Genomic DNA, 26,524 nt, shown 5'->3' with positions numbered 1-26,524 from the left:
CAGAGCTATACCCACCGTAAATTGATGGTTTGGAACGAACCGGGTTGATTTTAGATGATTTTGGCCGACTGCGGGAGGGGAGCCGTCGGGTTTCCGACGGTCAGACCACCCAGGGGCGGGCGGCGGCGAGGGCGATGTCTTTGGCGGGGGCCAGGTAGCCGCGTTCGGCTCTGTACCAATCGAAAAAGATCCGGCTCGCCTCCTTGATCAGGGACGCCACGGGAACGGCGAAGACCAACCCCCAGAGCCCGGCCAGGTGCCCGCCGCACAGGAGCGCGAAAACCACGGTCACGGGCGTCAGGTTGACGCTCCGTTTCATGATGAGCGGCTGGAGGACGTAGCTGTCGATGTAATGGACCACGGTAAAAATGATCAGCACCTTGGCCAGGGCCGGCAAGGTACCGAACTGAAAAAGGGCCACCACCAGGCCCACGGTCCCGCCGAGGAGAGGCCCCAAATACGGGATCATGTTGCCGATCCCCGTCGCGATGCCGATCAAGGCGGCGTAGTCCAAGCCGATGGCGTAGAGTCCCGCGACCGAAAACAGACCCACCAGAAACGCCTCGAAAATGACGCCCCGGGTGTAGTTGCCCAGGACTTCGTCGAATTTATTGAACAAGCTCAGAAACCGTTCGACCCAGCGACCGGGGCAGATGTCCAACACCCCCTGGGCCAGCTTGGCCCCGCCGCGCAAAAAGAAAAAAGCGATGAAAGGAGTGAGAAGCACGTTGACCGAAAGGGTCAAGGCCGAGGCGAAGATCGTCGGGGAATGCCAAAGGCTCTGCTCCACCCAGGCCATGGCGGCGTTGACGCCTTTTTCCAAAAGTCGGCGTTCCTTCAATACCCACACGTATTCGGAAAGATCGTTTTGCAATTTCACGACGGCCGAATCGGCCTGGCGCATGTAGGCGGGCCATTGGGACCGGAGGTCCGGCAAGTCCTGCCAAATGGCCACCAGGCCCCCGTAGGCCAACCCGACGGCGGCGGCCACCAGCAGGGCGAACAGGATCAAAACCACCGTGTCCCGGCGGAGCCCCCGAATTTCAAAAAAGGACACGACCGGGTTGAGCAGATAAGCCAATATGGCCGCCATCACGAAAGGCGGGAGGATGAAACGGACGGAATGGAGGAACCATACCAGGATCCCAAGGACCAACACCACCATGCCCCAGGAAAGGGAAAGACGGGTTCGGGTCGGAAGGGGATCGGCCACGGGAGCGACTAGGCGGGACCTTCGCCGTTGGGGGTGTCGAAGGCCCGGCGTTCCCGGCGAAGGCGGGCGCTCAGGAGACGCGCCAAAGCGTGCAGAATCGGAGCGGCGGCCCGGGGGGAATCTCGCAACAAGATGTCGAAGTGGTCTTTGTACATGACGTAAAGACGCGTGTGATCGAGCACCCGGCACGTCGCGGAGCGGGGCAGTTCGTCCAACAACACCATCTCGCCGAAGAAATCCCCCGGGCCAAACTGGGCGACGGTTTCTTCCTGGCCGGTGGTGGGGTTTCGCCGGGTGACTTCGACTTTGCCCTCGGCCACGACGAAGAAGGCGCGGCCCAGGTCCCCTTCCATAAACACGACGTCTCCGGGGGCGTAGGTTTTCTGCATCATTTTACGCACGAGGCGGGCGAGGTCGTTGCGAGCGAGGTTCTTAAAAAGGAAGATGCCGCGGAAAAATCGAAGGGTGGTGCGGAAATCGGCGTCGCCGAATAACGGCGCGATCGTCCGGCCCACCCGTCCCACCCACCGAAAGGGCCAGGCGGCCGGACGGGGCGGCACGGCGGAGGCCACGACGTCGTCCACGGCGCTCAGGACCGGTCGTCCTCGAATTCGGCGGACACCGATTCCAGGGTGCGTTTGATCTTATCGGTCTTTTCCTGGGCGACGTTCTTGCCGCGTTCCCAGAGGTCCCGGCCTTCCTTCAGCAAATCCTTGCCCTCGTCTTCCATGTCCTCGATCCAGCGGCCGAGGCGTTTGCGGCTTTCACGGCCGGACCGCGGGGCCAGCAAAAGGCCGGCGGCCACGCCCAAGCCCGCGCCGACCAAAAAAGCCCAAAGGGAACCCCCGGTGTTGTTTTGTTCGCTCATCGCACGGACTCCTTCGCTGGTTCTTCGGCGCCGTTCGCCGCGCGGGCGCGGCGGCGTTGCCGGAAAAAATCGATGACGCTCCACACCACGCTGGCGCCCACCGCGGCGCCCCGACCCAAACCGCCCGTGGCCGCCAGGGCCACGTTGCCCAGGGCGCCGGCCAATCCCTCCAGCCGGCCCACCTGGGCGCCCAGCCGCGTCGAGAGGGCTTCCAGGGCCCGGGCCGCCCGTCGGAGCTGCCACAGAGCCAAAATCAAAAAGACCGAGACGCCGGCCACGGCGATCACGATCAACGTCAGGCAAACGGCGATGTAGACTTCAACGTTCATGGACGCCCTCCCCACCGGCACGACTTCCCTTTAAGTATGGGCCGAAAGGACCGCCGGGTCAAGTCGGTTTACCCCACGCGAAAAACTTGCCGCGGGGCGCCGGTTTTGACCGCGTCCGGTTCCTCGTAGGCCAGGACTTCCCGGTAGGCTTCCGTCCAAAAAGCGGCGGCAAAGGCGAACCCGCCGGTGTAAACGAAATAGGAGATCACGTTTCCCGGAAAGGATTTCCCACCGGCAAAAGCGCCGAAGACAAAGGTCGTCGACACGGTGAAGAAAATCATCCCCTGAAGGAACATCATTTCCATTTTGACGTCCTTGGACAGGCGGCTCGCCCACTCCATGGCGGCCGACACGCCGAGGTTCTTGTCGATCGCCACCCAGGGGGCGAAGGACAGGGGCATGGCCACGGTGATGCCGCCCAGGCAAATCAGGGGGTAATAACGCATGATGCCCATGAGAGTTATCGGCGCGAACAAGCCGCCGAGCACGGGCGGGATCCCCTTGCGGAAAACCAGGGAGAGACATCCCTCGAAGGCCAGACCGCCGACCCCGGCCACCACGACGACCAGGGCGACGGGCAACACCAGGCGGTAGACCGCGCTCCAATCGGTCAAAACGTCCACGCCCACGGCCTTTCCCTGAAGCCGCAAGAGGGCGATCCGGGTGGACACCGCGAGGGGCCAAAGACCGCCGGCCAAAAAGAGAATGGTCCGCCCCAAAAACGGCGGGTGCGGGCCCCAAATCCAGCCCGACACCGCCGGGCCGGCCAGCGCCAGAGCGGCACCGATCACAAACCAAAAATGCGCGTGGGCGAAGACGACGGAGAAGGCGAATCGCACGGACTCCCCGACGTCGATTTGGCGGAAAACGAAAACCTCCCGGGTCATCGAAGCGTCCGGCGGGGCGGGGTCAACGGATCACCCTTGGAGGGAGCGGCGCAGGACCGCGCCGATGTTTCGGTAGAAGGGCGCGAGATCAAAGGCCCCCGCGATTTCGGCCGGGGAGAGGCGGCCGCCCACCCGCGGGTCGGCGGACACCGCGGGCCGAAAGGGCGTCCCCCGGGTCCAAGCCTCCAGAGCGTGGCCTTGAACGATTTCGTAGGCTTCCTGTTTTTTGAGGCCCTTTTTCGTCAGGGCGACGACTAGTCGCTGGGAACAGGTGATGTCGGCGGTTTTGGCCAGATTGGCCTTCATACGGTCCGGGTAGACCTGGAGGCCTTCGATCACCGCGGCCATCCGGTGAAACATGTAATCCAGGAGGATCGTCGCGTCGGGCAGGATCACCCGTTCCACCGACGAATGGGAGATGTCGCGTTCGTGCCACAGGGCGACGTCTTCCAACGCCGCCAGGCTGTAGGAGCGCAAAAGTCGCGCCAGGCCACAGACGTTTTCGGAAGCCACGGGGTTCCGCTTGTGGGGCATGGCGCTGGAGCCTTTTTGGCCCTTGGAAAACGGCTCTTCCACTTCCAACACTTCGGTTCGCTGCAGGTGTCGGATCTCGGTGGCGATCCGTTCGATCCCCGCGCCGATCAAGGCGAGGGTTTGAACGAACAGGGCGTGGCGGTCCCGGGGGATGACTTGGGTGGAGGCGGGTTCGGGGCGAAGCCCCAGTTTCCGACACACCGCCGCTTCCACAGAGGGATCCAGGTGGGCGAAGTTGCCCATGGCGCCGGAAATTTTCCCGAAGGCGATCTCGGCCCGGGCCCGGGCCAGGCGTTCGGCGCCTCGGGACAGTTCCGTGTACCACCCGGCGACTTTGAAGCCAAAGGTGATCGGCTCCCCGTGGATCCCGTGGCTTCGGCCCATGATCGGGGTGCGGGCGTGGGCGAGGGCGAGTTTCTTAACGGCTTTTCGCAGGCGGTTCAACCCGCCGGTCAAAAGATCCGCCGCGCGGACCATCTGCAGGGCCAGGGCCGTGTCCAGCACGTCGGAGGACGTCAGACCCCGGTGCAGAACCTTGGCGGCCGGACCGGCCGCTTCCTCGATCTGGGTCAAAAAGGCGATGACGTCGTGCTTGGTGGTTCGCTCGATTTCGAGGATTCGGGGAACATGGACCCGGGCCTTGGCGCGGAGCGCCCGAAGGGCTTTCCGGTCGTCGGGGGTTTTCGCGTAGGCTTCCGCCGCGGCGATTTCAATTTGAAGGATGGTGTTCCAGCGGAACTCCTCGGTCCAGAGGGCCGCCATGTCGGGGCGCGTGTAGCGGGGTATCATGAGAGTCCCTTTCGCAAATACTCCACCTCGCGGCGCACCGCCTCCGGGTAGAGCTTGTGTTCCTGGGCCAGCACCCGGGCCGCCAGGGAGTCCGGCGTGTCCACGGGCAAAACGGACACCCGGGACTGCATCCGGATGGGCCCGTGGTCGAATTCCTCGTCCACGATGTGCACCGTGCAACCCGATTCCCGTTCGCCGGCTTTGATCACCGCTTCGTGCACGTGATGGCCGTACATGCCCGCGCCGCCGTAGTGGGGCAACAGGGCCGGGTGGATGTTCAAAATCCGGCCGCGAAATTTAGCGATGAAATTGGGTTCGACCTTGAGCAGGAAACCGGCCAGGCACACCAGTTGAACCCCGCGCCGCTCGAACTCCGCGGCCACCCGTTCGTAAAACGCCGCGCGGTCGGGGAATTCCCGGGGCTCCAGGACCAGCGCCTCGATGCCCAACCGCCGGGCCCGGTCGAGGGCGCCCACGGCCGGTTTGTTCGAAATCAGCAGGCGAAATTCCCCCCCGGGGATGCGCCCCTCCCGGGCCGCCACGGCCAAGGCTTCGAAATTGGACCCCCCGCCGGAGACGAGGACGCCGAGGCCGATCGCGCCCGGATCGGTCAAGCCAGACGGACCCGGCGACGGCCCGCTTCCACGCGGCCCACTTCAAAACAGGGCGCCAGGGCTTTGCGTACAGCGTCGGCTTTTTCCGGCGCCACGGCCAAGACCATGCCCAAGCCCATGTTGAAGGTGCGGAACATTTCTTCGTCGGCCACGTTGCCCCGGCGGCGAATTTCCGCGAACACCGGGGGCAGGGGCCAGGTGGCCACGTGGAACACCGCGTCGGCATTCTTGGGCAAAAAGCGCGGCACGTTTTCCAAGAGCCCGCCGCCGGTGATGTGGGCGAGGCCTTTGATGGCGCCCGGGTACTTCCGAAGGGCCGCCAGGACCGGTTTCACGTAGATCGTGGTGGGGGCCAGGAGGGCTTTCCCCCATTTTTTCAGGTCCGCTCCCCGGAACAGAACCCGCACCAGGGAGTACCCGTTGGAGTGGACGCCGGAGGAGGGGAGGCCCAAGAGGACGTCCCCGGGCCGGATCTTCTCGTTGCGCACGCGATCGCGGTCGTCCACGACGCCCACGGCGAACCCCGCCAAGTCGTATTCGCCGGGCGGGTACATGCCGGGCATTTCGGCGGTTTCCCCGCCGATCAAGGCGCAGCCGGCCTGGCGGCAGCCGTCAATCATGCCGCCGATCACTTTTTCGGCGACGTCGACTTCCAGCTTCCCGGCGGCAAAATAGTCCAGGAAAAACAACGGCCGGGCGCCGCAACAAATCAGGTCGTTGACGTTCATGGCCACCAGGTCGATGCCGATGGTGTCGTGCACGTCCAGGTCCTGGGCGATCTTGAGCTTGGTTCCCACGCCGTCGGTGCAACCCACGAGGTAGGGTTTCTTCAGCCCCTTGGGCAGGGGGAACAGGCCGGCGAAATCGCCGATGGCCGGAAGTTTTTTGCGGATGCGGTCCACCAGCGCGTCGCCCGCGTCGATGTCCACGCCCGCTTTCTTATAGGTCCAGGAAGTTTTTGCCATGGAAACGCTCTCTTTCTAAGTGGGGATCCTAACTCGCGGCCGGCACGCCGGCCGCGGTCCTTAATTCCGAAGCCCGGTAAAGGGGTCGCAGGGCCAGGCCGATCTCGGCCAGTTTCGCGGCCCCGCCGGACTCCCGGTCGATCACGCACAGAACGTCGCGAACGATCGCGCCTTGGTCCCGAAGGGCCTTCACCCCGTCGATAATGGCGCCGCCGGTGGTGACCACGTCCTCCACCACCGTGACGCGCTGGCCTTTAAAATCGATGCCTTCGGCCAATTTGCAGGTGCCGTAGTCCTTGGCCTTTTTCCGGACGAAAATGACCGGCAACCCGGTGCGAAAGGAGATCGCCGTCGCCACCGGGATTCCCCCCATTTCCAACCCCGCCAAAATCCGCGTTTCGGCCGGGACCAGGGCGGACATTTCCTCGGCCACGGCCTTCAGAATTTCCGGGCGGGATTCGAGCAGGTACTTGTCGAAATACTCCGAACTGATTTGCCCGCTTCGAAGGCGGAAAGTGCCCTTGATGTTGCAGGCGTTGTAAATGGTTTTGGCCAATTCCGGTCGGTTCATGAAGAAGGTCGCTCGTCCAATATTTTTTTGGCGGTGGCCGCCGGGTCCGCCGCTTCCAACAGGCTCCGGCCGACCACGATGTAATCCGCCCCGGCCGACCAGGCTTCGCCGGGGGTGGCGGTCCGCTGCTGGTCCCCCCCGACGGTCCCGCCGAACCGAATGCCCGGCGTGACCAGGGTCACGGTGATTCCGTTTTTTCGCAAAAGCGAGACTTCCTGGGGCGAACAGACCAACCCGTCCACGCCGGCCGCCTGGGCCAGACGCGCCAACCGAAGCACCTGGTCGGCGGGCGGGACCTCGACGCCGACTTCCTGAATGTCCCGGGCCCCCAGGCTGGTCAAGACCGTGACGCCCCACACCCAGGGCCGACGGGCGGGCGTCAGGGCCGCTTTCATGACCGCCGTGCCCGCGCTCGTGTGGATGGTCACGGCGGTCACGCCCAGCTCCCCCGCCGTCTGAACGGAGCGCTGAACCTGGGAGGGGATATCGTACCATTTGCAGTCGAGAAATGTTTTTTTGCCCCGGGCCGCCAACCACGCCAATAAACCGGGGTCTTTGAGGGTCATCGTGGGCGCCACCTTGTAAAAATCCACCGCCGGGCCCATCCGATCCACGAACGCCCGGGCCTCGGCCGGGGCGTCGACGTCCAGGGCGGCGATCAGGCCCCCCCGCTTCACGCCCGGCTCCCCACGGCGTTTTGTATGGAATCCATTTTTTGATCCTTCAAGGTGTCGATCAATCCTTGGTTGATGCCCCGGACAATCCCCGGGCCGCCGTAAACAAAACCGGTGTAGATTTCAACGAGGGACGCCCCGGCTTGAATTTTCTCCAGCGCGTCGGCGGCGTCAAACACCCCGCCCGCCCCGATGATGGCCAACCGCCCCCGGGCCGCCCGGAAAAGCCGCCGAACGATTTCGGTGGAGCGGGCACGCAGGGGCTCCCCGCTTAAGCCCCCCTCGGCCGGAGCGTCCGACGGTAGGCCCCCCCGGTCGCGGGTGGTGTTGGTGGCGACGATGCCGTCGAACCCCGCGGCGACCACCGTGTCCACCAGGGATTCCCCCGGTTGGTCGTCCGGGGATATTTTGACAAACAAGAGGGGGCGTTTGGGTTTTCTCCGCTCGACCATCAATTGATCCACCCGGGCCCGCAGGGCGCCGAGCAACGGACCCAATTGATCCAGGGCCAGGAGATTCCGAAGGCCGGGGGTGTTGGGCGAACTCACGTTGACGACGAAAAAATCGGCCCGGTCAAACAACCGTACGACCCCGGCCAAATAATCCTCCACAGCGCGGTCGTTGGGGGTGTCCTTATTTTTGCCGATGTTGGCCCCGACGGGAATTCCCAAGGGGGGCGTCCGGCGCCATCGCGCCGACAGGGCGTCGACCCCCTCGTTGTTGAACCCCATCCGATTGATCAGCGCCCGTTGGGCCGGAAAGCGCCACAGCCGCGGACGTTCGTTTCCCGGCTGGGGGCGCGGCGTGACCGTGCCGGCCTCCAGAAATCCGAACCCCAGGGCCGCCAATCCGGCGAGGGCCACCCCGTCCTTGTCGAACCCGGCCGCCAAGCCGACGGGATTGGGAAAAACAAGCGCGTCCGCCCCGGTCCCGATCGAGACGGCGAGGCGCGGATCGTCCACGCGGCAAAAACGCCCCAGACGCGCGAGGGGGGCGGCCGCCCGGAGGGCGGCCATCCCGAGCCTGTGGGCCGCCTCCGGCGGCAGCCGAAAGAGAACGGGCTTCAAGAACCGGGAATAAATCACGGGCGGCCGGTCCGGCCCGGCGCGGGGCGGGGGCGAAGGGCGTAGAGCGACCAATCGCTCAGACGCGCGGCTTCCGCGACTTCAAAAGGCGCGAGTAGCCGGTCGTGGTCCCCGGTGTCCAGCCCGCGCCCGCCGCCGGGCGGAGGCCAACGGGATCGGTCCACCACCTCGGAGACGGCAAAAACGGGACGGCCGGCCGCGACCGCCGAGCGAAGCCGGCCCTCCACAAAAGCCATCGCCTCGGACTTTGAAGTCAGAATCAAGGGGTAAGCCAAATCCACCGCCTCGCGCCCCGCGTTCCCCGGGAGATAAAGCCGGAGGAAGCCGCCGTTGATGAGGACCACGGCGTTCGGTGGGGTGTGGGCCCGGACGAAAAGCGCTCGGACCAAGGCGGGGTTGTTCTCCAACCGGCTGCCGGGCACGATGGCCGCTGTCAAATTCAAGACGAACGTTCCAATCCAGAGGACCAACAACGCCGATCGCGCCGATCGAGAAAATGGCTTGTCCGCCAAGAGAGGACGGGCCAGGATTCCCACCGCCAGCGCGACCGGAAGGACGAGAACGGAGAATTTCGTTTCCTCATCGGCCCAAAGAACCCATTGAAGGAAGAACACCCCAAGGAAGCTCAGACCGCTTCCGAGCAGCAGACCCTTGTTTTCTCGGACCGTCGCGAAGCAATTCGTTCGACGGAATATCAAGGCGAGCAAGCCGGCCGCCCCGCCCAAAGCCCCGAACGCCGCCACCGCCTGCAAACCGGTCCACGGACGGGGCAGCGCCCACAGCGCCCCCAAAAGCCCGCGGGCCAAAAATTCTATTTTCTGCCGCGGGGCCCACATCGGTTGCCCCGCCGACGTACCGAACGCCAACGGGCCCACACGACCCGCCTGTCGATACACCTCTATAAAACTTTGGAGGTCGTGTATGCCGTAAGTGATGGAAAAAAGAAGGAACACCGCCAACGCGCCCCCCCCCGTCACGACCAACGCGCGCTTCCATCGATTGGGAAAACCCACGGCCAACGCCACCCCCGGAGCCCAAAAAACCGTCGAGATATGCGTTAAGACGGCCACGGCCAAAGACAAACCCAACACGAACAGCGACCCCCGCGTGGGGCACTTTCGTTCTCGCCACAAGGACCAAAAAACCATGGCGGCGGAAAAAAGATGCAACGCGTAGACCGAGCATTCCACCGCCCGGGACCAAAAGTGAAAGCTGTGACCGACCACGAGGGCCATGAGCGCCGACGCAAAAACATTGTTGGTAACATCCTTCAAGCAAACCCAAACGACGGCCACCGTCAGCGACGCGAGCATTGCATTCAGTTGCAAGACGGTCACAAAACCACGTTGCTGAACGCCCAACGATAAAAGCCCTTTGTGGAAGACCCAGGCCACGGGATTAAAAAGATAGTGCGCACCGTAAGCCCACATTTCCGACCGCCACATCCCGCTTTCCTCGGATATGACGCTGGAAAACATGAGGCCGTCGTAATTGCGGAGCGCGTCGGGAAAAGCGCGGTAGACGAAATAGAGGAGCACCAAGACGACCCCGACGAAGACCCCCCCCGCCCAGGACCGAACGGGACCGGCGCTCGTCGCCAAGGGAAAAGAGGCTACCGGGCCGGCGCGGCCCGGAGGGCTTCGCGGCGGAGAACCACGCGGCCCTCCACCAGGACCAACTGCGGGAATCCCCGGAGGGTCCAGCCGAGGAAAGGCGAATTTTGACTTTTCGAACTGAAGCCGGACACCGTGCGCTCCTCGGCGGGATCGATGACCACGACGTCGGCCGGTTGCCCCTCGCTCAATTCGCCCACGGGGAGGCTCAACACCTTGGCCGGACCGCTGCACAGTCGTCGGATGGCGTCGGGCCAGCTCAAGTGGCCGGGCTCGATCAGTTGCGTGACCGTCAGAGGAAGGATCGTTTCCAACCCGATGATGCCGAAGGGCGCGGCGGAAAATTCCTGCTCCTTGGAGGCGCGGGTGTGGGGCGCGTGGTCCGACGCGATGGCGTCGATGGTCCCGTCGGCCAGGCCGTTGATGATCGCCTTCCGGTCGGCTTCCGTGCGAAGGGGCGGGTTCATTTTGGCGTTGGTCCCGTAGCGGAGGATGGCGTCTTCGGTCAACGTGAAATGGTGCGGGGTGGCGTCGGAAGTCACGCGGACGCCGCGGCGTTTGGCCGCGCGGATCAACTCCACCGACTCCCGGGTGGAAATGTGGGTGACGTGCAGGTGGGCGCCGGTGAGCTCCGCCAGGGCGATGTCCCGGGCGATGGCGATGGACTCCGACTGGCGGGGAATGCCCTTGTGCCCGAGGCGCGTGGCCAGGGGGCCTTCGTTCATCACGCCCTCCCCCATGAGGGACTTGTCCTCGGCGTGTTCGATGACCGTCAAATCGAACATTTTGGCGTAGTCCAGGGCCCGACGCAAAAGCTGCGTGTCCGGCACGGCGTTGCCGTCGTCGGTGACGGCGACGGCCCCGGCCTCGGCCATGGCGCCGATCTCGGCCAATTTTTCGCCCGAACGACCGACGGTGATCGCGCCCGTGGGCCACACCCGCACGGTGGCCGTTTCGGCCGCGCGGCGAAGCAAAAAGCGGACGCCCGACACGCTGTCAATGGGCGGCTGGGTGTTGGGCATGGCCACGACGCTCGTCACGCCGCCGGCCGCCGCGGCCCGGGTTCCCGATTCGATGGTTTCGGCGCCTTCGTTCCCCGGTTCCCGCAGATGGACGTGGATGTCCACCAGCCCCGGGGCGACGATGAGCCCTTTGGCGTCGATCACCTGGGCGCCCGCCGGGGCGGTCAGGGCTTTGCCGACCCGGGCCACTTTCCCCTCCGCGACCAGGAGGTCGAACTCGCCGTCCCGGCGGTTTTCGGGGTCGATCAAGCGGCCGCCGCGGATCAGCAGGGTTTCGGGGGAATTGGGTTTGGTCATTCGAGGGCCTTGAGGGCGGTCACGGCCTTGGCGGCCTGCTTGCCGTCCGGGGGCGTCGCGGGCAACCCTTCGGGGTTCGCGAACACGTAGAGGACGGCCATGCGCACGGCGATGCCGTTGGTGACCTGCTCCAAAATCATGGACCGGGGACCGTCGGCCACTTCCGAGGAAATCTCCACCCCGCGGTTCATGGGGCCGGGGTGCAGCACCAGGCAGTCCGGCTTGGCTTTCCGCAGGCGGTCGGTGTTGAGGCCGAACAGTTCCGTGTACTCCCGCACCGTCGGAAAATAATCCCCCTGCTGGCGCTCCCGCTGAAGGCGCAGGACGTTGATGACGTCGGCCCCTTCCAGGGCTTCGTCCAGCCGCGTGGACACGCTGACCTTGGGGCCGAAGACCTCGGACAACCCCGCGGGGATGAGGGTCGAGGGACCGCACACCGTGACGTGGGCGCCCAGTTTCGTGAGGCCCCACAAGTTCGAACGCGCCACCCGGGAATGGAGGATGTCGCCCACGATGACGACTTTCAGGCCGTCGATGCGCTTCTTTTTTTCCAAGATCGTGTAAATGTCCAAGAGGCCCTGGGTCGGGTGTTCGTGGGAGCCGTCCCCGGCGTTGATCACCCGGGCTTTGACCGCCTGGGCGACCAGCTCGGGCGCGCCCGACGCCGCGTGGCGGATGACCATGAAATCCACCTTCATGGCTTCGTAGGTTTTGGCCGTGTCCAGAAGGGATTCGCCCTTGGTCACGGAGCTGGTGGAAGAGGCGAAGCTCAACGTGTCGGCGGACAACCGCTTGGCGGCGAGTTCAAAGGAACTTCGCGTGCGGGTCGACGCTTCAAAAAAAAGGAGGGCGACGGTTTTGCCCCGGAGCGCGGGGACTTTTTTGATGGACCGGGTGAACAAACTTTTCATGGGCCGCGCCACGTCGAGGATGTGCTCGATTTGGGCGGGGGTGAGCGATTCGAGGCCGAGGAGGTCTTTCACGCGGTTTTCACCGCCCGGGGGGACAGCCACACGCCGTCGTCGCCGTCGATTTCGGTCAAGTGGATGTCGACGCGCTCTTCTTTCTGGGTCGGAACGGTTTTTCCGACGAAGTCGGCTTGAATGGGAAGTTCCCGGTGGCCGCGGTCCACGAGGGCGACCAAGTAAATGCGGGACGGGCGGCCGAAATCCATCAGTTCGTTCAGGGCCGACCGGATGGTCCGCCCGGTGTAGAGAACGTCGTCCACCAAAAAGAGAATCTTGCCGGACAAGTCAAAGGGGAGTTCGGTTTCGTGCACCACGGGGTGGAGGGCGGTTTCGCCCATGTCGTCGCGGTAAAACGTGATGTCGAGGGAGCCCACGGGAAGGGCGGGGGCGCCGAGCTCTTCCAACGACCGGGCCAGCCGCTGGGCCAAGGGGACCCCGCGGCGCTGAATGCCGACAATGGCCCAGCCGCTGCGCGGCGGGGGAACGCGCTGATAAATGCCCCGGGCGATTTCCCCGATGGCGGCGCGGACCTCGGCTTCGTTGAAGAGACGCTTGGCGGTCATGCCAAGGCTTATTATTTCATTTTTTCGAGGCGTTCGGACGGTCGGCCCCGGCGACGGCGGGGAGGGCCCGCGCGCCGATGTCGCGCCGAAAATGCGCGCCTTCGAAGGCGATTTTTTGAACGGCGGCGTAGGCCTTCTCCCGGGCCCCGGCCAAATCGGCCCCCCGGGCCGTCACGGCCAGCACGCGTCCCCCGCTCGTCACAAACCGGCCCTGGGCGTCGTGGGTCGTGCCCGCGTGAAAAACCGCCACGTCCTTGTCGCCCTCCAGGGACTCCAAACCGGTGATGACTTTTCCCTTGGCGAAATCCCCGGGGTAGCCCCCGGACGCCATCACCACCGTGATGGCGGCGCCGCCGCGCGGCACGAAGGATTGGCCCGCCAGGGTTCCCTGGGCGGTGTTCAAAAAGAGCGGCAGCCAATCGCCTTTGCCCATGGGCAGGATCACCTGGGTTTCCGGGTCGCCGAAGCGGACGTTGAACTCCAACACTTGGGGGCCGCCGGCGGTCAGCATGAGGCCGAAATAAATGACGCCGCGATAGTCCAGCTTTTCGGCGGCCAATCCGGCCAGGAACCGCTGGAACACCTCGGTTTCGATGCGGCGCCAGGTCTCGGCGGAGACCTGGGGCACCGGGCCGTAGGCCCCCATGCCGCCGGTGTTGGGGCCTTTGTCGTGGTCGAAAACGCGCTTGTGGTCCTGGGTCGCCAGAAGGGGCACGAGCGTTTTTCCGTCGGTGAGCGCCATGACGCTCAATTCCTCGCCCACCAGGGTGTCTTCGATCAAAATGGTTTGGGACGCGGCCCCGAAACGCTTGCCGACCAGCATGTCCCGCACGGCCGCCAGCGTCTCCTCCTCGTTTTTGGCGACGACGACGCCCTTGCCGGCCGCGAGGCCGTCGGCTTTGACCACGCGGAATCCCGTGTTCCGCCCTTCGCCCTTCACAAAGGCCTCCGCGGTCTCGGCCCGGTCAAAAGCGCGAAAATCCGCCGTGGGCAGGCCGTGGGCTTTCATGAAATTCTTGGAGAACACCTTGCTGCCTTCCAGGCGGGCGGCCGCCTTGCCCGGTCCGAACACCGCGAGCCCCCCCCGGCGCAGGTCGTCGGCCAAGCCCTCGACCAAGGGGGCCTCGGGACCGATGATCGCCAGGCCGATTTCCTTTTCCTTGGCGAATCGCAAAATGTCCTTGGCTTTGTGGAGGTCCAGGCTCGGGATCGTGGCCAGGCCGCTGATCCCCGCGTTGCCGGGCGCGCAATACACTTCCGACACCCCGCCGCTTTTTCGGAGAGCCCAGACGAGGGCGTGTTCCCGTCCGCCGGATCCGACGACGAGAACTTTCACGCGACCCTCCCGGCGTCTTCCACCGGAATGGGATAACGGGTATTGAAGCACGCGGTGCAGAATTCCTTGGGGTTCCGCCCGGTGGCTTTGAGCATGCCTTCCAGACTCAAATATTTCAGGCTGTCGGTGTTGAGATACTGCCGGATCCGCTCGACGTTCATGCGGGTGGCGATGAGCTCCCGGGCCTGGGGGGTGTCGATGCCGTAGAAGCAGGGGCCCATGATGGGCGGCGAACTGATCCGCAAATGAATTTCCCGGGCGCCGGAGTGGCGCAGCATGCGGATCAATTTGCGGCTGGTGGTTCCCCGCACGATGGAATCGTCGATCACGACCACCCGACGGCCCTTGAGGGCCTCGACCACGGCGGCGTATTTCATCCGGGCGCCGAAATCCCGGATGGACTGCTTGGGTTCGATGAAAGTCCGGCCCCGGTAGTGGCTTCGGATCAAACCGATTTCCAGGGGGATGCCGGATTCGTCGGCGTAGCCGACGGCGGCCACGTTGGCGGAGTCCGGCACGGCGACCACGATGTCCGCTTTGGCCGGGGCCTCCCGGGCCAACTGACGGCCCATTTCCCGGCGGACTTCGTAGACGCTTTTTCCGAAAATATGGCTGTCCGGGCGGGCGAAATAGACGTATTCAAACACGCAGTGGGCCTTGGCGGGGCTCGGCATCTGGGCCACGGTGCGGGCGCCCCGGTGGTCGATGGCGACGATTTCCCCGGGTTTCACCTCGCGCACCAATTTGGCCCCGATGATGTCGAAAGCGCAGGTTTCCGAGGCCACCACGATGGAGCCGTTCAAACGGCCCAAATGGAGGGGCCGCACGCCCCAGGGGTCCCGCACGGCGTAGAGGGATTTGGTGGTTTGAATGACGAGGGAATAGGCGCCGGTCACCTGGCTCAGGGCGTCTTTGAGCGCCGTCACGATTTCCCGGGCCGGGGATTTGGCCATCAGGTGGAGGATCACCTCGGTGTCCGACGACGTTTGGAAAATGGACCCGAGAGACTCCATTTTTTTTCGCAGGGTCATGGCGTTGGTCAAGTTGCCGTTGTGTCCGATCGCGATGGGCCCCCGGGCCGTGGTGACGACGATGGGCTGGGCGTTGGCCAGGGAGGAGGAACCCGCCGTGGCGTAGCGCACGTGGCCCACGGCCATCCGGCCCTTCAAACGGTCGAGGGCTTCGGGTTTAAACACGTCCGCCACGAGACCCATGGACACGTGGGCGAAAAACCGGTTGCCGTCGGAGGTCACGATGCCGGCGGACTCCTGCCCGCGGTGCTGCAGCTGCTGAAGCCCCAAATAGGCCAAACGCGCGGCTTCTTTGTGGTTGTAAATGCCGAACACGCCGCACTCTTCGCGGGGAACGTCCAGGGGATCGCGGGTCACACCATTCATCGTCTTGCCTCCGTGGCCAAAGGGGTGGCGGCGCCCGTCAGATACGCCTGGGCTTCCCGGTCCGCCGACGGGCGGTCGGGAACGTGGCGGATCAAGCGCCGTTCGGTGCTCAAAAAATGGGACTTGCCGATCAACGACTGGGGTTGCCCGTGCGCCCCCACCAGAACCGACAACTTGCTCTCCGCCGACAATTTGCGAATGGCGCTTTCCAAGGCCACCAGGCCCGACACGTCCATAACGGGGACCTTGTCCATCAAAAACAACACGCCCCGCACGCTCCGGTCGACGGAAGCGATGGCGTCGATGGCGTTGTCGATGGCTCCGAAAAACATGGGCCCGGCGATCTCGTAAAGCGCGAAACCCGGCGGTGGCGGGACGCCTTTGGCGCCGGCCTCGCCCGTCAGGGGGCGCCCCCGGGTGACGGAGGACATGCGCCGCATGAACAAGAGAGACGCCAGAACGATGCCCACCGAAACGCCCACCACCATATCGAAAATCACCGTGAGGCCGAAGCACAACAGCAACACGGCCACGTCGCTTCGGGGGGCGACGTTCAACAAATAGCGGACGTGGCGGAGCTCGGACATGTGATAGGCGACCAACAACAGGAGCGCCGCCAACGACGCCATGGGCACCCGGCCCAAAAGCGGCGCGGCCAGCAAGATCGCCCCCAAAATGAATACGCCGTGGAACACCGCCGCCAAGGGCGAACGGGCGCCGCTTCGAATGTTGGTCGCCGTGCGCGCGATGGCCCCCGTGGCCGGGATGCCCCCCAGAAAGGGCCCGAGGAGGTTTCCCACCCCCAGAGCCGCCAGTTCCGCGTCGGGGTTGTGACGCGTGCCGGCCATGCCGTCGGCCACCACCGCCGACAACAGAGACTCGATGGCGGCCAGAAGAGCGATGGCCAACGCCGAGGGCGCGAGGGATTCGATCAGCGAAAAATTAAAGGTCAGGGGCGCGCCGCCGGGGCCGGGGAAAGACCACGGCGCACGAAAGGACGGCAGGATTTGAGGGATGCCGTCCCAAAGGCGGCCGTTTTCCTCAAAATGAAAACGCCGGGCGATCGTCGCGATTTCAAGCCCGGGGAACAAGCGCTCCAACGCCAAGACCGCCGCCGCCGCGGCCGCCAGCGCCACCAGGGGCCCGGGGATTCGCTTGCTGACCTTGGGCCACCCCACCAACAGGACCAGCGTGCCGGCGCCGACGCCCAGCTCCGCCGGGCGAAAGGTCGGGGCCGCGTGGAGAAGCGCGGCCACGCGCTCCACGAACCGATCCGGGAGAGCGGCGACCTGGAGACCGAAAAAATCCTTTAACTGGAGAACGGCGATGACAAACCCGATGCCCGCCGTGAAACCCGCCGTCACCGTCCGAGGAATGAACTGGATCAAACCCCCGAGCCGAAAAAAGCCCATCGCGAGGAGAAGCCCGCCGGCCATCAGGCCCGCCACCAGAAGGCCCCCCAAGCCGAACCGGCTCGCCACCGGCGCCAGAATCACCACGAAGGCCGCGGTCGGGCCCGTCACCTGGAACCGAGACCCGCCCAAAAGCGGAACCACCGTCCCCGCCACCACCGCGGTGTAAAGACCGTATTGCGGAGGAACGCCGCTCGCGATGGCCAAGGCCATGGCCAGGGGAATCGCGACCAACGCCACGACGGCACCGGCCAACAGGTCCGACCGGAAATCCGAAAAGCCGTAGCCCAACCGCCAGGACTCCCGAAGCGCCGAGGACCATCGCCATCGGGCCGTTCCGCCGTGGCGACCGTCCGAGTAACGGTGGGGCATGGGGTTAATTCACTTGGGCGGCGTAACGAACCGCGTTCTTGAAAATCTGGAGCCCGACGCCGGTTTTGGGCAGGGGTTTGACTCGGGTCCAATGGGAATGCTGGAACGGGAAAGAATTGCGCTCCGGGTGGGGCATAAGGCCCAAAATATTTCCGGCGGCGTTGGTGACCCCGGCCACTTCCCGGGTCGACCCGTTCGGGTTGGCCGGGTAGGCCGGCTTCCGGCCCCGGGCGTCCACGTAACGGAACACGACCTGGCCCTTCTTTTCCCATTGATTTAGGAGGCCGGCCGACGCGGGCACGAATTTGCCTTCCCCGTGGGCCACGGGCAGGGGGAACACCTCCGGCAGGCCCTTGACCCAAAAACTTTTGCGGGACGCGGTTTTGAGGAAAATCCACCGGCATTCGAAGCGGCCGGAATCGTTGTCGGTCAAGGTGGCCTGGACGCTGCCGTCCCAGGGCTTGTCGTCGCCGGGCAAAAGGCCCGCTTTGACCAACACCTGGAACCCGTTGCAAATGCCGATCACCGGACGGCCCAGTCGCAGGAATTCGTCCATTTGCTCCCGCAGACGGTACACCACGCGGTTGGCCAGCACTTTCCCGGAGGCGATGTCGTCCCCGAAGGAAAAACCGCCGGGAAACACCAGAACGCCGAAGTCTTTCAGGCGCGCCTCGCCGCGCAAAAGCGCGTTCACGTGAATCCGCTCGGGCGCGGCGCCGGCGGCTTCAAGCGCCCACACGGATTCGCCGTCGCAATTGGTGCCGGGCGACCGGAGAACCAGGGCTTTGACGGTCATGGGCGTATTCCTCCACGCCAGGCTTTTTCCAGGTCTTTAATGGACCACGAAAGGGATTTTCCGTCGGAGCCGGTCAGGTCCAACCGGGGGGCCTCCCGCACTTGGCCCACCACGGCGACCGGGGCGTTTTTGAAAAGGGCGTTGAACCCCCGGCGCGCCTTGGCGGGCACTTCGAGAACAAAGCGCCCGTTGGATTCGGAGAAAAGGATTTTGTCGGTCCGCCGTTCGTTGGCGAGGTCGGCGAACACCGGAACCTTCCGAAGATCCACGTGGGCCCCGAGGCCCCCGCCGAAGGCCATCTCGGCCAGGGACACGCCCAGGCCGCCCTCGGAGCAATCGTGGCAGGCGGCCACCAAACCCTCGCCGATGGCCTGGGCCAATTTTTCGTAGATCGGCCAGGTGGCGGAGGGGTCCAGGCGGGGCACGGCGCCGCCTCGGCTGTTGCGCCAAATGCCGTAGCGGGAACCGCCGAGCTCGTCCCGGGTTTCGCCCAGAACGTAAAGGTAGTTTCCGGGTTTTTTGAAATCCATGGTCACGCACTTGGACACGTCGTCCACGAGGGAAAGGGCCGAAATTAAAAGCGTCGTGGGGATGCTTCGGCGGCTCCCGGCCTTGGGGTCCACGAACTCGTTAAACAGGCTGTCCTTGCCGGAAATGAACGGCGTGCCGTAGGCCCGGGCCACGTCGTGACAGGCCTGGGCCGTGCGAACCAGCTCGCCCAGGGTTTCCGGGCGGTAGGGGTTGCCCCCGCAGAAATTGTCCAAAATGGCGATGCGATCGGGGCGGGCGCCCACGGCGATCAAGTTGCGCACCGCCTCGTCGATGGCCGAGGCCGCCATCCAATAGGGGTCCCAACGGCTTTGGTGGGGATTCAAGCCGCACGACAACGCGGCGCCGCGACGGTCCGTGGGCCGCAACTGCAAAACGGCGGCGTCGCTGGGGCCCGCGGCGGTGGGGCCCACGAAGGGTTTCACCACCGTGCGGCCCTGGACCTCGTGGTCGTATTGCCGCACGATCCATTCCTTGCTGGCCACCGTCGGCTGGGCCAGAATGTCCAGGAGGGCTTTTTTCAAATCGACGGTTTTCCGCCCGACCTGGAAAGCGGGGAAGGCCTCGGGTTTGGGCGGCGCCCAGGTGGAGTTCATGCGCCGCTTGGGAACGCCGTTGTGCAAAAACGCCATCTCCACGTCGACCAGCACCTCGACCCCGTGGCGCACCCGAAGTCGTCCGTCGTCGGTGAAGGTGCCGATCACCGTGGCCTCGGCGTCCTCGTCGGCGAAAAGACGGACCAACTCGTCCACTTTCTCCGGGGGTACCGCGAAAACCATGCGCTCCTGGGATTCCGACAGCCAAATTTCCCAGGGGGCCAGGCCCTGGTATTTGAGGGGCACTTTTTCCAATTGAACGTCGGCTCCGGTGATTTCCCCCATTTCGCCCACGGCCGAGGAGAGTCCGCCTGCGCCGCAGTCCGTGATGCCCCGGTAGAGGCCCCGGTCCCGGGCGGCCAAAAGGACGTCCATGGTTTTTTTCTGCACAATGGGGTTGCCGATTTGAACGACGCTGGAGGGGATCCCGGTGGTCAAGCTGTCCGAGGAGAAGGTCGCGCCGTGGATGCCGTCCCGCCCCACGCGCCCCCCCGCCATGACGATTTTGTCCCCGGGTTTCACGTCTTTGGGGATGGCGTTGTGGGGCATGATCCCGAGGGTGCCGCAGAAGACCAGAGGGTTCTCCCGAAAATCCTCGTCGAAATAGACCGCGCCGCTCACCGTGGGAATCCCCATGCGGTTGCCGTAATCCCGGACGCCGGAAACCACGCCGTGGAAAATCCGCCGGGGGGACATGCCGGAGCCGGTTTTTTCGTCGGCCGTTTTGTCCAAGGGACCGAAACAGAAGACGTCGGAATTGGCGATGGGCTTGGCGCCCAGGCCCGCGCCCAGAATGTCCCGGATCACCCCGCCCAGGCCCGTGCCGGCGCCGCCGTAGGGTTCCAGGGCCGAGGGGTGGTTGTGGGTTTCGACTTTGAAAGCCAGGGCTTCGTTTTCGCCGACATCAACGATGCCCGCGTTGTCTTTGAACACCGAAAGGCACCAGGGGCGTTTGAGCTCGTCGGTCACCTTGACGATGGTGTCCTTGAGCAAATCCTTGTATTCCCGCTCGCGCTTCAATCCCATCTCGTCCTGTTCGACGTGGTGGATGGCGGCCCGGAAGGTTTTGTGTTTGCAGTGCTCGGACCAGGTTTGGGCCAGGGTTTCGAGTTCCGCCTCGGAGGGATCGCGGCCTTGCTTTTTAAAGTAGGCCTGGATGGCGGACATCTCGGCGTCGTTCAGAGACAATCCGCGCTCCTTGCTGAGCGCCGCCAGGGCGGCGGCGTCGAGGGAGAGGAAACCGGGCAGCGGGGACGGGGGGGCGGCGACCATCAAAGCACCTCCACCGATTGGATCATGGCGTTCATCAAATGCTCCTCGCAAAAGCGTTTCACGTCCGCCGGGGACACGACGCCGAAGAAATCATAAACCTGGCCCGAACGGACGGCCGCGAGCCCGGCCACGCCGAGGTCCTGGGCGGCGTAAACCACGGTGCCCGCCACGGGGTCCGACACCCCTTTTTTGGGCCACACCTCGGCCAGGCGGGACCCGGGCGCGGGGGCCACCCGGTCCGACGGGAAAACCGAAGCCACTTGGGTCACGGGGTCGGTCAACAGGCGCTCGGCCAGCCGTTGAGCCTGCGATTGGTCCAAGTCGCCCAGAAGCTCATAGGCCTGGCCGGTGCGGATGTTTTTCAAGCCCTTCAGTTTCGCCCGCCGCCATTCGTGGGCCAAACCCTGGCCCCGGTGATCGGCGAAGGAGGGTTTTGTATGAACCAACACGCGCCAGTTCACAGGGCCGCCCGACCGGTCAGCCGCTGATAGGCCTGCATATATTTTTCGTGGGTCTTGGCGACCACGTCGGCCGGAAGCGCCGGCGCCGGGGGACGGCGGTCCCATTTGATTTGGTTCAGGTAGTCCCGGACGAACTGCTTATCGAAAGACTCCTGGGATTTGCCAGGGGTGTAATGGGCGGCGTCCCAAAACCGGGAGGAGTCGGGCGTCAGGGCCTCGTCGATCAGAATAATTTCGCCGCCGATCAGGCCGAACTCGAATTTGGTGTCGGCCAGGATAAAGCCCCGGGACTCGGCGTAGTGGGTGGCCTCGTTGAAAAGACGGAGGCTCAGAGCCTTGAGCCGCCCGGCCAGACCGGACCCCACCCGCTCCTCCATGCGCTTAAACGAAATATTTTCATCGTGCTCCCCGTCGGGGGCCTTGGTGGCGGGCGTGAAAATGGGGGTCGGCAATTTGGAGGATTCCACCAGGCCCGCGGGCAATTTTTCCCCGCACACGCTTTGGCTCGCCTGGTATTCCTTCCAACCGGACCCGGCCAGGTAGCCCCGCACCACGCATTCCACGTCCACGCGTTTGGCTTTTTTGACCAGCACGGCCCGGCCGTCCACCCCGGCGCAGGCGGCCCGAATTTCAACGGGGAAATCCGCCACCCGGGTGGCGATCAAATGGTGGGGACAGATGGACGAGAGCCGGTCGAACCAAAAATTCGACGTTTGGCAGAGGATCTTCCCCTTTTCCGGCACGGCCGTGGGGAGGATGAAGTCGTAGGCCGAAATCCGGTCCGTGGCCACGATCAGGAGCTTGTCGCCCAAATCGTAAACGTCCCGGACCTTGCCCCGGGTCCAAACTTTAAAGGGAAGATTGGTCTTATCGATGATGGAAGTCGTCGTCATGGTCAAAAGTTCACCGGCCCGTTTTAAAAATCCCCGCGTAGATCAAACCCAGTCCCAGGGCCCCGACCAACAGGCCCAAACCCCGAAGAATTCGAATCCGGGCGTTGAATTCCGCCCGATCTTTTTCCCGATCCCAATACCGCGGCGCCATGGACGAATCTCGACGGAGCAGTTTTCCCGTGGTCGTCGCCCGGGCGGCCAGCCGGTAAAGGCCTCCCCCCAGCGCCACGCACACCCCGCCGATGACGAGGTTCTCTACTCCCACTCAATCGTGGCGGGCGGCTTGGAGGAGATGTCCAGCACGACCCGATTGATGCCCCGGACTTCGTTGGTGATGCGGGAAGAAATTTTGGCCAACACCTCGTAGGGCAGGCGGGCCCAGTCCGCCGTCATGGCGTCCACGGAATTAACGGCCCGGACGGCGATGGCGTTTTGGTAGGTCCGCTCGTCCCCCATGACGCCCACGCTGTTGACAGGGAGAAAGACCGCGAAGGCCTGCCACAGCTTGTGGTACAACCCGGCGGCCCGGACTTCCTCCTCAATGATCCAATCGGCCTCCCGGGCCATGCGCAGTTTTTCCTCGGTGAGGTCCCCCAGAACGCGCACGGCCAATCCAGGGCCGGGGAAGGGCTGGCGGAAAAGGATTTCGTCCGGCAGGCCCAGTTCCTTGCCCAGGGCCCGTACTTCGTCTTTAAAAAGAAACCGCAGGGGCTCCACCAGTTTCATTTTCATCCGGTCGGGCAGGCCGCCCACGTTGTGGTGGGTTTTGATGACCGCGGAGGGCCCTTTGACCGAGACGCTTTCAATCACGTCCGGGTACAGCGTCCCCTGGGCCAGGAACTTGGCGTCTTTGTGCTTTTTGGCCTCTTTTTCAAACACCGCGATGAATTCGTGCCCGATGATTTTCCGTTTGCGCTCGGGGTCGGTGACGCCTTTGAGTTTCTTCAAAAATTGTTTTCGGGCGTCGACGATGGTGGTGATGTAGCCCTGGGCCTTGCCGAAGACTTTTCGAACCCGTTCTTCCTCCCCGGCGCGCAGGAGGCCGTTGTTGACGAAGATGCAGTGAAGCTGCTTCCCAAGGGCTTTGTGCAGGAGGGCCGCCGCCACGGAGGAGTCCACGCCGCCGGAAAGACCCAGGATCACCTTGTCCTTCCCGACCATTTCCCGGACAAGTCGTGTTTGCTCCTCGGCGAAGGAGGTCATGGTCCAGTCGGGTTTTTCCCCGCAAACCTTGAAGAGGAAGTTGGCCAGAATGTCCTTGCCCCGGGGCGTGTGGTGGACTTCCGGGTGGAACTGCACGGCGTAAAATTTGCGCGCGGGATTGAATACCGCGGCGTAGGGCGCGTTGGAGGTTTTGGCCATGGTTTGGAAACCGGCCGGCAAACCCTCGGCGTGGTCGCCGTGGCTCATCCACACGGGCTGGGTTTCCGACAACCCGTCGAAGAGGCCGTTGTTGTGGACGATCTGGATGTCCGCGGGGCCGTATTCCCGCCGGGGCGCCTTGGCCACTTGCCCGCCGAAATGGGTGACCATGACCTGAAGACCGTAGCAGATGCCCAAAATGGGGATGTCCAACCCGAAAATATCCGAATCGGGCTTGGGGGCCTTCTTGTCGTAGACGCTGGAGGGCCCGCCGGAAAGAATGAGGCCGCTGGGCTTGGACGCGGCGATTTTTTTGGCCGAATAGTTGAACGGGTGGATTTCGCAAAACACGTTGGCTTCCCGCACCCGGCGGGCGATCAGTTGCGTGTATTGGGAACCGAAATCGAGAATGATGATCATGGACGCTCCCGGACGGAATTGGAAATGGGTTTCAAAAAGAGGGGCAGGGCGCCTTCCTGGCGGCCGTCCACGGCCAGATCCACGGAATAACGGCCGAACTTTTCCAGGCGGAGCTGCTGCAAATTGAGGATCAAATTGGCCACGGAGGATTCGTCCGCGTCGGCCACCCCGATTTGGATTTCGGTCTCGAAGGGCGGCACCGCGTGGTGGCCGTCGGCGTCCACCACCGCCACCTTGATTCGGTGGGGGCCCGACTCGATGCGCTGAAAACGCAGGCGAAGCGCCACCGCGCAGGAGGGGTGAATCACCGGCGCCGAGGGGGCCACGATGGCGTCGAAAGCTCCCAGGAGGTTCAGCTTTCCCCCGGTTTCCGTGGCCGCATCGCACAAAGCAAACAATTCAAGTTTCATTTTTCTCCCCTACCAAACGCCGAAAATCAAATCCGACGAATCCAAGTCCCAGGCGCTCCGCCCTGGACCCGGGATACTTTTCTTTGGACGCCCAAAGAAAAGTATCCAAAAGAAAGTCGCCCCCGACGGCTTCCGCGCGCTTTTTTGAAGGAGCCCGGACCAACTCCCGTCCCTCAACTTCCTACGGGCCGGATCGGACAGGTCCGGGCCCGCGATCTTCAAAAAAGCGTGCTCATACCGCCTCAAGGGGGCCCCGATTCAAAATCTTGAAACCACAACAGGTCGAAGCAAAGGTTCAGGCTTATGCCTATGCTTCTAACCCCCCCTTGAGGCGAATCGAGCACGACGTTTTGGCCGCAGCGGCGTGGCCCGTTGTGCCGCCGATGGGCACTTGAGGCGAGCCGGTCACGTTTCTGGCGGCAGAGCCGCCGGTGACCGGGCCCGGAATCGGGCCACGTGAGGGCCACCGGCCAAAACGGCGCGCGCAGGCCGCCGGGGCACGTTTTCTTTCCCCCATTTCTTTTGCGTGCCCAAAAGAAATGGGGCGGGGTGCGGGGCGCGCAGCCCCGCGACTTTGAATTGAAAAGAACTCAACCCCTCACCCTAACCCTCTCCCTCAAGGGGAGAGGGGAAAACCCACCCGCCGGGGGGAGACGCAAAACCCGCGACGTTACGCCTTCGGCGTCGGCGCCGTGTAAACGTCGTCCCCGAAACCGAGGATCGGCAGGAACACGATGGGCAGGAGGATGAGCCCGATGGCGAACCCGGCGCCCTTTTTGAACACGGCCGCCACTTTGAACTGGAGAACAACGGTCATGACCATGTTGACCAAGGGGATCAGGAAAAACACCAGATACCAGCCCGGCCAGCCGACGATCTGGCAGAGGACGTAGAGGTTGTAGAACGGCACAAGGGCCTGCCACCCCGGACGGCCCGCTTTTTCGAAGACCTTCCAGAACGCCACCAACACCAACGCGATCAACGCCAACGTGATGACCGAACCCATGAAGCTGTGACCCGATTCCATGCGTCCCCCTTGTGCTGTGTGCGGTTGTTTCGGGGCCCGAAGGCCGCCGATTATTTCTTCCCCATCCCCACTTTTTGCGCCTGCTGGAACAGCTTGCCTTCGTGCTTGATTTCCGGAGCGATGATGATTTCGGTAAGCTGAAATTCCTTGATGTTGGTGGCGCCCACCGTGCCCATGCAGGTGCGGATGGCCCCCACGATGTTCTGCGTGCCGTCGTCCAGGGAGGCGGGCCCGTGCAGGATCTGCTTGAGCGTGCCGACCGTGCCCACGCGCACGCGGGTGCCGCGCGGAAGGTTGTGGTGCGGGGTCGCCATGCCCCAGTGGAAGCCCCGGCCCGGCGCTTCTTCGGCCCGGGCGAAGACGGACCCGACCATGACCGCGTCGGCGCCCGAGGCGAAGGCTTTGCAAACGTCGCCGCCGGTGCTCATGCCGCCGTCGGTGATGATGGAGACGTAGCGGCCGGCTTTCTTGTAGTAAAAGTCCCGGGCGGCGGCGCAGTCCACGGTCGCGGTGACCTGGGGAACGCCCAGACCCAGGACGCCGCGGCTGGTGCAGGCGGCGCCGGGCCCCACGCCCACCAGGAGGGCGGCGGCGCCGGTTTCCATGAGTTCCAAAGCGGCGGAATAAGTGACGACGTTCCCGATGATGACGGGGATCTTCAACTTCTGACAGAGTTTCGCCAGGTCCACCACCGGGCCCTTGGAGGATTTAAAGCGGGCCGTGGTCACGGTGCCCTGGATGATGAAGAGGTCGGCCCCCGCGTCGGCGGCGATTTTCCCCACCCGTTCGGCGTTCTGGGGAATGGAGGAGACGGCGCAAAGCACCCCCCCCTTTTTGATCTCCTTCACCCGCTGGGCCACGAGCTTTTCTTTGACCGACTCTTTGGAGTAGATGTCTTGGACGAGTTTGGTGGCCACTTCCGGCGTGGCTTCGGCGATTTTCTTAAAGAGCGGTTTCGGGTTTTCGTAGCGGGTCTGAACGCCGTCCAGGTTCAGGACGGCCAGGCCGCCCAGGCGGCCCATGGCGATGGCGAATTCCACGTCCACGACGCCGTCCATGGCGCTGGCCAGGATGGGAATGTCCAGCTTCACGGGCCCCAGGCGCGTCGAGACGTCCGCGTCCTCGGGGTTGACCGTCACCGTGCCCGGCACCAACGCCACTTCGTCAAACCCGTAGGCCCGGCGGGCCTCCCTGTCGCGACCGATGAAAAATGCCATGAACAACCTCCC

27 protein-coding genes are annotated in these 26,524 nt (G+C 64.2%); all 27 read right to left on the bottom strand.

Annotated elements, in window-relative coordinates:
- Positions 1 to 100 precede the first annotated feature (100 nt).
- A complete protein-coding gene (locus IPP68_02975) occupies positions 101 to 1,213 on the bottom strand; it encodes an AI-2E family transporter (protein ID MBL0349326.1) in 1,113 nt (370 codons plus the stop codon).
- A gap of 8 nt (positions 1,214 to 1,221) precedes the next feature.
- Complete coding sequence (locus IPP68_02970; protein MBL0349325.1) at positions 1,222 to 1,785, bottom strand: cyclic nucleotide-binding domain-containing protein; 564 nt, start codon at positions 1,783 to 1,785, stop codon at positions 1,222 to 1,224.
- Between the two features lie 17 nt (positions 1,786 to 1,802).
- Positions 1,803 to 2,081, bottom strand: a complete 279-nt coding sequence (locus tag IPP68_02965) for a YtxH domain-containing protein (GenBank protein ID MBL0349324.1) — start codon at positions 2,079 to 2,081, stop codon at positions 1,803 to 1,805.
- The gene (locus IPP68_02960; GenBank protein MBL0349323.1) at positions 2,078 to 2,410 is read right to left on the bottom strand and encodes a hypothetical protein; all 333 of its coding nucleotides are present in this window, start codon (positions 2,408 to 2,410) and stop codon (positions 2,078 to 2,080) included. The genes IPP68_02965 and IPP68_02960 overlap by 4 nt, the downstream gene beginning before the upstream one ends.
- 68 nt (positions 2,411 to 2,478) lie before the next feature.
- A complete protein-coding gene (locus IPP68_02955) occupies positions 2,479 to 3,297 on the bottom strand; it encodes a hypothetical protein (protein ID MBL0349322.1) in 819 nt (272 codons plus the stop codon).
- A 30-nt stretch (positions 3,298 to 3,327) separates the two neighbouring features.
- The gene (locus IPP68_02950) at positions 3,328 to 4,620 is read right to left on the bottom strand and encodes an adenylosuccinate lyase (GenBank protein ID MBL0349321.1); all 1,293 of its coding nucleotides are present in this window, start codon (positions 4,618 to 4,620) and stop codon (positions 3,328 to 3,330) included.
- Complete coding sequence (gene purN, locus IPP68_02945; protein ID MBL0349320.1) at positions 4,617 to 5,216, bottom strand: phosphoribosylglycinamide formyltransferase; 600 nt, start codon at positions 5,214 to 5,216, stop codon at positions 4,617 to 4,619. The genes IPP68_02950 and purN overlap by 4 nt, the downstream gene beginning before the upstream one ends.
- A 14-nt stretch (positions 5,217 to 5,230) precedes the next feature.
- Positions 5,231 to 6,199, bottom strand: a complete 969-nt coding sequence (locus IPP68_02940) for a phosphoribosylformylglycinamidine cyclo-ligase (protein ID MBL0349319.1) — start codon at positions 6,197 to 6,199, stop codon at positions 5,231 to 5,233.
- Between the two features lie 28 nt (positions 6,200 to 6,227).
- Complete coding sequence (gene pyrE, locus IPP68_02935) at positions 6,228 to 6,770, bottom strand: orotate phosphoribosyltransferase (GenBank protein MBL0349318.1); 543 nt, start codon at positions 6,768 to 6,770, stop codon at positions 6,228 to 6,230.
- Positions 6,767 to 7,447 carry an orotidine-5'-phosphate decarboxylase gene (gene pyrF, locus IPP68_02930; GenBank protein ID MBL0349317.1) on the bottom strand — a complete coding sequence of 227 codons (681 nt, stop codon included), beginning with the start codon at positions 7,445 to 7,447 and terminating at the stop codon, positions 6,767 to 6,769. Before pyrF ends, pyrE begins: the two co-directional genes overlap by 4 nt.
- Positions 7,444 to 8,529, bottom strand: a complete 1,086-nt coding sequence (locus tag IPP68_02925; protein MBL0349316.1) for a quinone-dependent dihydroorotate dehydrogenase — start codon at positions 8,527 to 8,529, stop codon at positions 7,444 to 7,446. Before IPP68_02925 ends, pyrF begins: the two co-directional genes overlap by 4 nt.
- On the bottom strand, positions 8,526 to 10,130 hold the full coding sequence (locus tag IPP68_02920) for a hypothetical protein (GenBank protein ID MBL0349315.1): 1,605 nt from the start codon (positions 10,128 to 10,130) through the stop codon (positions 8,526 to 8,528). Before IPP68_02920 ends, IPP68_02925 begins: the two co-directional genes overlap by 4 nt.
- An 11-nt stretch (positions 10,131 to 10,141) precedes the next feature.
- Positions 10,142 to 11,461, bottom strand: a complete 1,320-nt coding sequence (locus IPP68_02915; protein ID MBL0349314.1) for a dihydroorotase — start codon at positions 11,459 to 11,461, stop codon at positions 10,142 to 10,144.
- Entirely contained in the window at positions 11,458 to 12,474 is a 1,017-nt protein-coding gene (locus IPP68_02910) for an aspartate carbamoyltransferase catalytic subunit (GenBank protein ID MBL0349313.1), read from the bottom strand. Before IPP68_02910 ends, IPP68_02915 begins: the two co-directional genes overlap by 4 nt.
- The gene (gene pyrR, locus IPP68_02905) at positions 12,441 to 12,992 is read right to left on the bottom strand and encodes a bifunctional pyr operon transcriptional regulator/uracil phosphoribosyltransferase PyrR (GenBank protein MBL0349312.1); all 552 of its coding nucleotides are present in this window, start codon (positions 12,990 to 12,992) and stop codon (positions 12,441 to 12,443) included. Before pyrR ends, IPP68_02910 begins: the two co-directional genes overlap by 34 nt.
- A 16-nt stretch (positions 12,993 to 13,008) precedes the next feature.
- The gene (gene purD, locus IPP68_02900; protein MBL0349311.1) at positions 13,009 to 14,328 is read right to left on the bottom strand and encodes a phosphoribosylamine--glycine ligase; all 1,320 of its coding nucleotides are present in this window, start codon (positions 14,326 to 14,328) and stop codon (positions 13,009 to 13,011) included.
- A complete protein-coding gene (locus IPP68_02895; GenBank protein ID MBL0349310.1) occupies positions 14,325 to 15,725 on the bottom strand; it encodes an amidophosphoribosyltransferase in 1,401 nt (466 codons plus the stop codon). Before IPP68_02895 ends, purD begins: the two co-directional genes overlap by 4 nt.
- Positions 15,722 to 17,509: a C4-dicarboxylic acid transporter DauA gene (gene dauA, locus IPP68_02890; GenBank protein MBL0349309.1), complete on the bottom strand. Its 1,788-nt coding sequence runs from the start codon at positions 17,507 to 17,509 to the stop codon at positions 15,722 to 15,724. Before dauA ends, IPP68_02895 begins: the two co-directional genes overlap by 4 nt.
- 4 nt (positions 17,510 to 17,513) lie before the next feature.
- Positions 17,514 to 18,305 (bottom strand): phosphoribosylformylglycinamidine synthase I, encoded by a 792-nt coding sequence (gene purQ / locus IPP68_02885; GenBank protein MBL0349308.1) that lies wholly within the window; start codon positions 18,303 to 18,305, stop codon positions 17,514 to 17,516.
- Positions 18,302 to 20,722: a phosphoribosylformylglycinamidine synthase subunit PurL gene (gene purL, locus IPP68_02880; GenBank protein MBL0349307.1), complete on the bottom strand. Its 2,421-nt coding sequence runs from the start codon at positions 20,720 to 20,722 to the stop codon at positions 18,302 to 18,304. Before purL ends, purQ begins: the two co-directional genes overlap by 4 nt.
- Complete coding sequence (locus IPP68_02875) at positions 20,722 to 21,183, bottom strand: phosphoribosylformylglycinamidine synthase subunit PurS (GenBank protein MBL0349306.1); 462 nt, start codon at positions 21,181 to 21,183, stop codon at positions 20,722 to 20,724. Before IPP68_02875 ends, purL begins: the two co-directional genes overlap by 1 nt.
- On the bottom strand, positions 21,180 to 22,076 hold the full coding sequence (locus IPP68_02870) for a phosphoribosylaminoimidazolesuccinocarboxamide synthase (GenBank protein MBL0349305.1): 897 nt from the start codon (positions 22,074 to 22,076) through the stop codon (positions 21,180 to 21,182). Before IPP68_02870 ends, IPP68_02875 begins: the two co-directional genes overlap by 4 nt.
- Before the next feature lie 10 nt (positions 22,077 to 22,086).
- Entirely contained in the window at positions 22,087 to 22,341 is a 255-nt protein-coding gene (locus IPP68_02865) for a hypothetical protein (GenBank protein ID MBL0349304.1), read from the bottom strand.
- The gene (gene guaA, locus IPP68_02860; GenBank protein ID MBL0349303.1) at positions 22,332 to 23,858 is read right to left on the bottom strand and encodes a glutamine-hydrolyzing GMP synthase; all 1,527 of its coding nucleotides are present in this window, start codon (positions 23,856 to 23,858) and stop codon (positions 22,332 to 22,334) included. The genes IPP68_02865 and guaA overlap by 10 nt, the downstream gene beginning before the upstream one ends.
- The gene (locus IPP68_02855; protein ID MBL0349302.1) at positions 23,855 to 24,268 is read right to left on the bottom strand and encodes a hypothetical protein; all 414 of its coding nucleotides are present in this window, start codon (positions 24,266 to 24,268) and stop codon (positions 23,855 to 23,857) included. Before IPP68_02855 ends, guaA begins: the two co-directional genes overlap by 4 nt.
- Before the next feature lie 670 nt (positions 24,269 to 24,938).
- On the bottom strand, positions 24,939 to 25,295 hold the full coding sequence (locus IPP68_02850) for a signal peptidase I (protein MBL0349301.1): 357 nt from the start codon (positions 25,293 to 25,295) through the stop codon (positions 24,939 to 24,941).
- 50 nt (positions 25,296 to 25,345) lie between these two features.
- Positions 25,346 to 26,512, bottom strand: a complete 1,167-nt coding sequence (locus IPP68_02845) for a GuaB3 family IMP dehydrogenase-related protein (protein ID MBL0349300.1) — start codon at positions 26,510 to 26,512, stop codon at positions 25,346 to 25,348.
- Between the last annotated feature and the right edge of the window lie 12 nt (positions 26,513 to 26,524).

Source organism: Elusimicrobiota bacterium (assembly GCA_016722575.1).
In the GTDB taxonomy this organism is placed as follows: Bacteria; Elusimicrobiota; Elusimicrobia; order FEN-1173; family FEN-1173; genus JADKIY01.
Note: the sequence above shows the minus strand (reverse complement) of the source record. Positions and strands in the feature narration are given on the sequence as shown.